The following is a 6,394-nucleotide window of genomic DNA, read 5'->3' as shown; positions in this document are numbered from 1 at the left end:
CTGCGCGCTCGATCTATTCCGGACACTGACTTCGTCAGGCCGTCGATGTGCGTACGATGCGTCGATGATGCAGCCTGCGAGGCCCACGAAGAGCAACTCGAATCACTGCCGCAAACCTCATGAGAGGGGCTAATCGCCATAGCGATGAAGAGTAGCCCTGCTCAGCAAAGCATAAGTGCGCTAGAACGGGCACGATGGAGCGTTAAAGCGCGCTTTACAGCAGTGGACGACAGGGGCTCGTGAACTCGCGCCGCATTTCCGGGGGATGCAAGCCAAGGCGGGCATCGCCCAAATCATCCGTCGAAAACCCCGAAACAGAGACCTGCCCGCTGCTGGCGGCCGGGTTGCGACTGATCAAACTTTTCCCGGCGGCTAACGTTGAGATAGCGAGTGGTATCGGCCAGGAAAACTAATATGACGCGGGAATAAACATCGACCAGGAGCGGTTTTCCTCGGTAAGCCTGCCGACAGACGAGCCCAAACGAGCCGCTGTCTCAGTGCCGGCTCGACCCGCAGATTATGTAGTAATCCTAGATTGATCGGTGTTTTGCCAGTGCCATCGATTCGAAGTACGCATATGTGAGAGGCACAGGGGAGCGTGACGCACGCCCCTCGTGCAACGGCCATGCCGGGAGATCGCGATGAAAAACTCTCTGTTGCTTGCCAGTCTGATTTCAGGATCGGTTTTGTTCTCCATCGGCTCGAGCGTTCATGCTCGACCGCCTTCCGCACAAGACGACCTCTATTCACCGGAGAATAGCCTTGCGCTAATGCCGAATGCTCCGCTCGGGAGCGAATATCCCACGCATGGAGCCAGGCAAGCGGGTGAACTCCCGCTGAACCCTGCCGATCCGCGTGCACAACTGGCAAACGGCTTGCCCAACAACACGCAATCCGGTGGCTATGGCTCACCGCTTGCCGGGGTGCGTCGAGCAACGGTTGTGCCGCCCGGTAATCAATGACCGTCCTCCCTAACTAAGGACAACCTGCGGATTAAATGATCGCGAATCCTCCATATCAATCGATCGCTTCTATCAGCGCCGGCACCAGGCCGGGCACCACATACCACATGCGCAAGGCGCTGGAACCCACCCCGCTAACGGCGCACCCCATCTAGAACTACGGTTACCCCCGGGTAACCCGCTTACTGTCCGGGCGCGCTGAACCATTCAACAGGAGTGAGGTCGAGGTGCATGATGTCCGGACATTTTGCCGGACCAGCCTTCAGACGCTGTTGCCGCTCGACGTTGGCCGCTCAGGTCGCCACCGCTTTGTTGACAGGTGATTTGAGTGTTGCTCCGAGGGAAATCTCGCCGAATTCGAGGTAGCGCCACAGCGCGACCGCCAGACGCCTTGCAAGCGCAACAATGCCGATGCGTCGCACGCGCTTGCCGGTGGGTCCGAAGCGCTCGTTGAACCATTGGCTCAGCTGGCTGGTGGGCTGGAAGCGCAGCCGGCTCCACGCCAGCTCCACCATCAGCCATCGGGCCGGACTGTTGCCGATCTTGCTGATGCCCTGCTCAACTTCACTCGTACCGCTGGCGTAAGGCGTCGGGGCCAGGCCTAGGCAGCCGGCCACTTCGCGGCGGTTGTGAAACTGCCGCCAGCCGAACAGTTCCCTGACCAGAGTCCACGCACTGCCGGTGCCGATACCCGCGAGGCGCGCGAGCAGCGCGATCGCGGGTTGCGCACCGCTGCGAACCTCATGCTGCTGCAGTGCCTCAAGCGTCCTGATCTGCCTGACAGCGAGCGACAGCCGCTCGAACTCGCGCTCGATCTCGGCGCGCAGGCCTGGCAACATTCGCGCGGCGTGCTGCGCCCACCAGTGTGCCCACGCGCGGCCACCGATGCGTTCGACCCGCAGGTTGTGGAGTACCAGCAGCGAGCGGATCCGGTTGCTGTCGGCGGTGCGCTCCTGCCGCAGGCGACCGAGCTCCCGGTGCACTCGCCGGTCATCTTCCTGTTCGGGGGGGATGCGCGCGACCGCCCACACCCGGCGTTCACCACCGTAGTATCTCATCAGCATCAACAGCAGCTTGTCGCTGTCGAGACGGTCGGTCTTGGCGCGGCGCCTGCGCCGGTTCACTTCGATACTGGCTGAATCCACCACCAGGTTCGCGACCTGATGTTCCTCCAGGCAGCGGTGCAGCCAGAAGCCATCACGCCCGGCTTCACAACAGCTACGCACCGGGGCATCGGCGGCCAGATGACAGCGCGCTTTGGCCTTCGCAATCGCCGTGAAAACTGCGGCCGTATCGCCCTTCCATGCTTCGTCGCTCAGTAACGTTCGTACCATCCTGTCTCGCACCGCGAAAGACAGGATGTAAACACATTTACTCAAATGTAAACAGCACCTGGCTAGAACGACTCAGCCAGCCACGACTACGTTGCGCTCGACGATTTCTGCAACAACCGCGACCGTGTCGCCAACTTTCACCAATCCTGGGAAATAGCGGGCTGCGACAATCCCGTCTCGCCGCGCTTTGTATTCGACTGGCGGCACACCGGTGCGGCTCGTGTCATAAACGCGTGCCAGGACGTCACCGCACGTAACTGTTTCGCCCAGGTCGCGGCACATCTCCAGCAACCCGTCGTGCTCGCTCGTCGTGTAGCAGGATCCGTCCGGCATATCCAGAAGTGCCGTCGTGCGCCGCTCCGTACCTGGTTGCCCATCACCCTCGAGGACGCCGGCGTATCGCAAGAAGCCACGCACGCCCCTGTCGGCAATGGCGACGCTTTTCGCCGTGGACGCACCGCCGCCGCCGAGCTCCGTCGACACAAAGACCTTTCCGGCCTCCTCGACCGCGGTGTCGAACATCCCAACACTGTCGAGCTCGAGCAGCCGCATCGAGTACGGCGCCCCGAATGCATGCATCGCGGCTTCGCAGCGTGCCTGCTGAGCCTTGTCGTCGAGCACGTGGATCGCGGCAAACGGCACGAAATCGAGTGTCCGCCCGCCCGCGTGAATATCGAGCACGTAATCGGCAAGAGGGAGCAGATACCGCTGGAAGTAGTCAGCAATCTTCTCCGTCACGGTGCCATCTGGCTTACCTGGGAAGCTGCGGTTCAGATTGCCCGCGTCAATCGCCGAAGTACGTGTCCCGGCACAGAACGCCGGATAGTTCATGAACGGAACGATAATGACCCGTCCACGCAAGCCATGTGCACGCAGCTCGCCTGCCAGCTTCGACAAAGCAACCGGACCTTCATATTCGTCCCCGTGATTACCGCCCGTGAGCAGGACGGTTGGCCCCACACCACGTTTCACGACCGTGACCGGGATCATGACTGCTCCCCACGCCGAATCGTTTCGGGAGTACGGCAGCTTCAAAAAGCCATGTTGCTCGCCGTCAGCATCGAAATCGACAGTGGGAGTGATTGGCGAAGCCCGCATTGGGTCACTCCTTGATAAAAAGTTCGTGCGGCGCCTTACTGAAAGTCGAGGCGTCGTAGTCAGTAAATTGAGTGCATTGCGAAAATGAGCGCATCGGGCTTACAGCGTCGTTGACACCGGTTCCGTAATACCCTGGCACCTGCCCAGTTTTTCAGTGACATCTCATGGTCTCCGGCTTCCCGCAAGAACTGAGCATCTGCCCGCCGGCGCTCGACGTTTCCGTGAAACGACCGAGACTGGAATGACGCTAAGCACCGCGGCGCCCTGGCTGTCATCGTTTCGCAAGGCAATCAATTCACGGCGCTCGGGAGAACTTGAGTAGCAATGCCCTCATCCACTTCTCCCGAAACACGCGTCAACCTGGAACAAATCAGTCTTTGACAAAGAGCTTCCGCGGAACATCGCACAGACATGATGAACCTGTTGGTGTAATAACGATGCTCTCGGTAATCTCCAGTCCCCAGTCCTCGAACCACAGGCCAGGCATGAAGTGGAAAGTCATGCCCGGCTCCAGCACTGTTTTATCCCCGACGCGCAGGCTCGTAGTACGCTCGCCCCAGTCTGGGGGATAGCTCATTCCGATCGGATATCCCACGCGACCACCTTTCTGAATGCCGCGCCGATTCATGACAGAAAAGAAGGCCGTTGCAATATCCTCGCACGTGTTTCCCGGCTTGGCAGCTTCAAGCCCAGCCTCAATTCCTTCAATAACCGCTTTTTCGGCGTCCAGGAATTTCTGCGGAGGCTGACCGATATATACCGTTCTGGACAACGGACAGTGGTATCTTCTATAAACCCCTGCAATTTCGAAGAAGGTACCCGCACCGCGCTGGAACTTCGAATCGTCCCACGTCAAATGAGGAGTAGCAGCCTCAATTCCGGTCGGAACCAGAGGCACAATCGACGGATAATCCCCACCGAAATCATCCACACCCCGAATCGCGGTTGCGAAAATTTCAGCAACCAGATCGTTCTTCCGCACACCCGGCTCGATCAAATCGAGGATTCGACCGTACATCTTCTCCAGGATGCGCCCCCCGATCCGCATATAGCCCAGTTCGGTCTCCGACTTCACGGCGCGTTGACGGTTAACGAGCCCTGTCGCATCCACCCATGAGTTCTTCGGCAAATGCTTCTGCAGTGTCGTAAGCGACGCCGCGGAAAAGTAAAAGCTGTCCATTTCCACCCCGACAGCCAAACCCTCCCAGCGACGACCCGCAATCACTTCGCGAGCAAGGTACTCCATCGGATGCAAGTCACGCTGGACATACTCCTCCGGGTACGCGAACAATGCGGAATCGGTCATGTAAGTGGTCGCTTTGGCACCGTTGAGATCGATGCCGCGTCCGAACCAGACGGGTTCGTTATCCATCGAAACAACCACACATTGATGGTTGTAAAACGAATAGCCATCGTACCCCGACATCCAACCGATATTGGCGGGGTCCGACACGATCAGCAAATCCATGCCTCTCGCGACCATCTCGGCACGTACTCTTTCTAAGCGAGCCAAATATTCCGCGCGATCGAAAAACCTTCGAAGCTTTGGAAATCCGGCGTCACTTGAAATTTCGCTCATTGACAATACCTCATAAAATGAACTTTCGCTCCGTCAATAATCCATTTTTGAAAAATAGAATGTACGAAAGTCCTCTCCTTACTTTACGTCTCAAACTTGAGAAACAAACATCCGGGAGCTCGACTCGACCAGTTTCTCCCTGACGGAACCGCTTACATCGTCACTTGGTCGACGAACGTCTTCTTCCCATTTTGATAGTCAAAGATCGAGATCACACCGTTCCGAAGATCCCCTTTCTCATCAAATTTGGTTTCACCAGTAACGCCGCGATAGTCGGTGGCCGGCGTCGTCGCCAGAATCTTTGCTGGATCTGTCGAATTCACACGACGCATCGCATCTACCACGATATACACAGCGTCGTAAGTGAACGGTGCATAGATTTCCATCGCATGCCCGAAACGCTTTTGATATTTGGCCTTGAACACGGCGCCTCCCGGCATCTTCTCCGGGGACGTTCCGGGCTGAGAGCACACTACGCGATCAACCGCGCTTCCCGCCAGCGCCTCCAATCTGTCAGAGCATACGCCATCACCAGAAAGAATCTTCGCCTGCAACCCGAGCTGTGCGGACTGTTTGGTGAAGGGTCCCCCGGTTGCATCCAGACCGCCATACATGATTGCGTCAGGTCTTTCACTCTTGATTTTCGTCAAAATGGCGTGAAAATCGACAGCTTTGTCGTTCGTGGTGTCTCGAGACAGGACCTGGATACCCAGGTTCTTTGCCGCCTTTGCGAACTCATCCGCCAAGCCTTGGCCGTATGCCGTAGCATCGTCAACGATCGCAACGGTTTTGATCTTCAGTTTCTCGCTTGCATAGTTTGCCAGCGCAGGACCTTGTTGCGCGTCAGTGGCAACCAGGCGGAAGACGTTTTTGAAACCCTGTCGCGTGAGAGTCGGGTTGGTCGCCGACGGTGTGATCATCGTAATTCCCGCGTCGCTATAAATTTTTGATGCCGGAATCGAAGTGCCCGACTCCATGTGACCAACGACCGCCACCACTTTCTCGTCAACGAGCTTCTGTGCCACCTGGGTAGCCGTCCTCGGGTCTGCGCCGTCGTCTTCACCGTCCAATTGCAGGACGACCTTCTGACCACCAATCACGAGGCCTTTTGCGTTGATCTCCTCGACCGCGAGCCTTGCACCATTCTCGTTGTCTTTACCCAACTGTGCGACAGGGCCAGTGAGCGGAGCAACATGGCCGATCACCACTGTCTCATCTGCGACCGCCGGTGCCGAGTAGACGGCCGCGAAAGCACATGAAAGCGACGAGAGCGCCGCAATATACGAAAGGGATTCAATTTTGCGCATGATTACCACCTGTTATTGAACGTGAGATAACTCAAAATTTAGCGTTATAAGCGTATGCAAAGCAAAAGGCACAACCACGCCGTTCGAATTGAATGCCTTCAATCGGAACGCAAC

The 6,394-nt window shown here is 57.6% G+C and carries 5 protein-coding genes; 1 reads left to right on the top strand and 4 read right to left on the bottom strand.

From position 1 onward, the window contains the following. Window positions 1-641: 641 nt before the first annotated feature. A complete protein-coding gene (locus P3T23_RS36880; protein ID WP_429320981.1) occupies window positions 642-962 on the top strand; it encodes a hypothetical protein in 321 nt (106 codons plus the stop codon). Window positions 963-1,255: 293 nt separating this feature from the next. On the opposite strand, the gene P3T23_RS36875 is transcribed toward P3T23_RS36880, so the two are convergent. The 4 genes from P3T23_RS36875 to P3T23_RS36860 form a co-directional block, all read right to left on the bottom strand. Continuing rightward, window positions 1,256-2,320 carry an IS110 family transposase gene (locus P3T23_RS36875; protein WP_429320989.1) on the bottom strand — a complete coding sequence of 355 codons (1,065 nt, stop codon included), beginning with the start codon at window positions 2,318-2,320 and terminating at the stop codon, window positions 1,256-1,258. A gap of 48 nt (window positions 2,321-2,368) precedes the next feature. Next, on the bottom strand, window positions 2,369-3,394 hold the full coding sequence (gene doeB, locus P3T23_RS36870) for a N(2)-acetyl-L-2,4-diaminobutanoate deacetylase DoeB (protein ID WP_429320980.1): 1,026 nt from the start codon (window positions 3,392-3,394) through the stop codon (window positions 2,369-2,371). Between the two features lie 370 nt (window positions 3,395-3,764). Continuing rightward, a complete protein-coding gene (gene doeA, locus P3T23_RS36865; protein WP_429320979.1) occupies window positions 3,765-4,973 on the bottom strand; it encodes an ectoine hydrolase DoeA in 1,209 nt (402 codons plus the stop codon). Window positions 4,974-5,125: 152 nt separating this feature from the next. Then, window positions 5,126-6,280, bottom strand: coding sequence for a branched-chain amino acid ABC transporter substrate-binding protein (locus P3T23_RS36860; RefSeq protein ID WP_429320978.1), 1,155 nt, complete (start codon window positions 6,278-6,280; stop codon window positions 5,126-5,128). Between the last annotated feature and the right edge of the window lie 114 nt (window positions 6,281-6,394).

The organism is Paraburkholderia sp. GAS448 (assembly GCF_050435685.1).
Classification (GTDB): Bacteria; Pseudomonadota; Gammaproteobacteria; order Burkholderiales; family Burkholderiaceae; genus Paraburkholderia.
This window is presented reverse-complemented; position numbering and strand designations above follow the sequence as displayed.

What these genes read in the sequence shown, in the direction of transcription:
- P3T23_RS36860 (WP_429320978.1), bottom strand. Translation starts at nt 6,280, where the DNA reads ATGCGCAAAATTGAATCCCTTTCGTATATTGCGGCGCTCTCGTCGCTT.
- doeA (WP_429320979.1), bottom strand. Translation starts at nt 4,973, where the DNA reads ATGAGCGAAATTTCAAGTGACGCCGGATTTCCAAAGCTTCGAAGGTTT.
- doeB (WP_429320980.1), bottom strand. Translation starts at nt 3,394, where the DNA reads ATGCGGGCTTCGCCAATCACTCCCACTGTCGATTTCGATGCTGACGGC.
- P3T23_RS36880 (WP_429320981.1), top strand. Translation starts at nt 642, where the DNA reads ATGAAAAACTCTCTGTTGCTTGCCAGTCTGATTTCAGGATCGGTTTTG.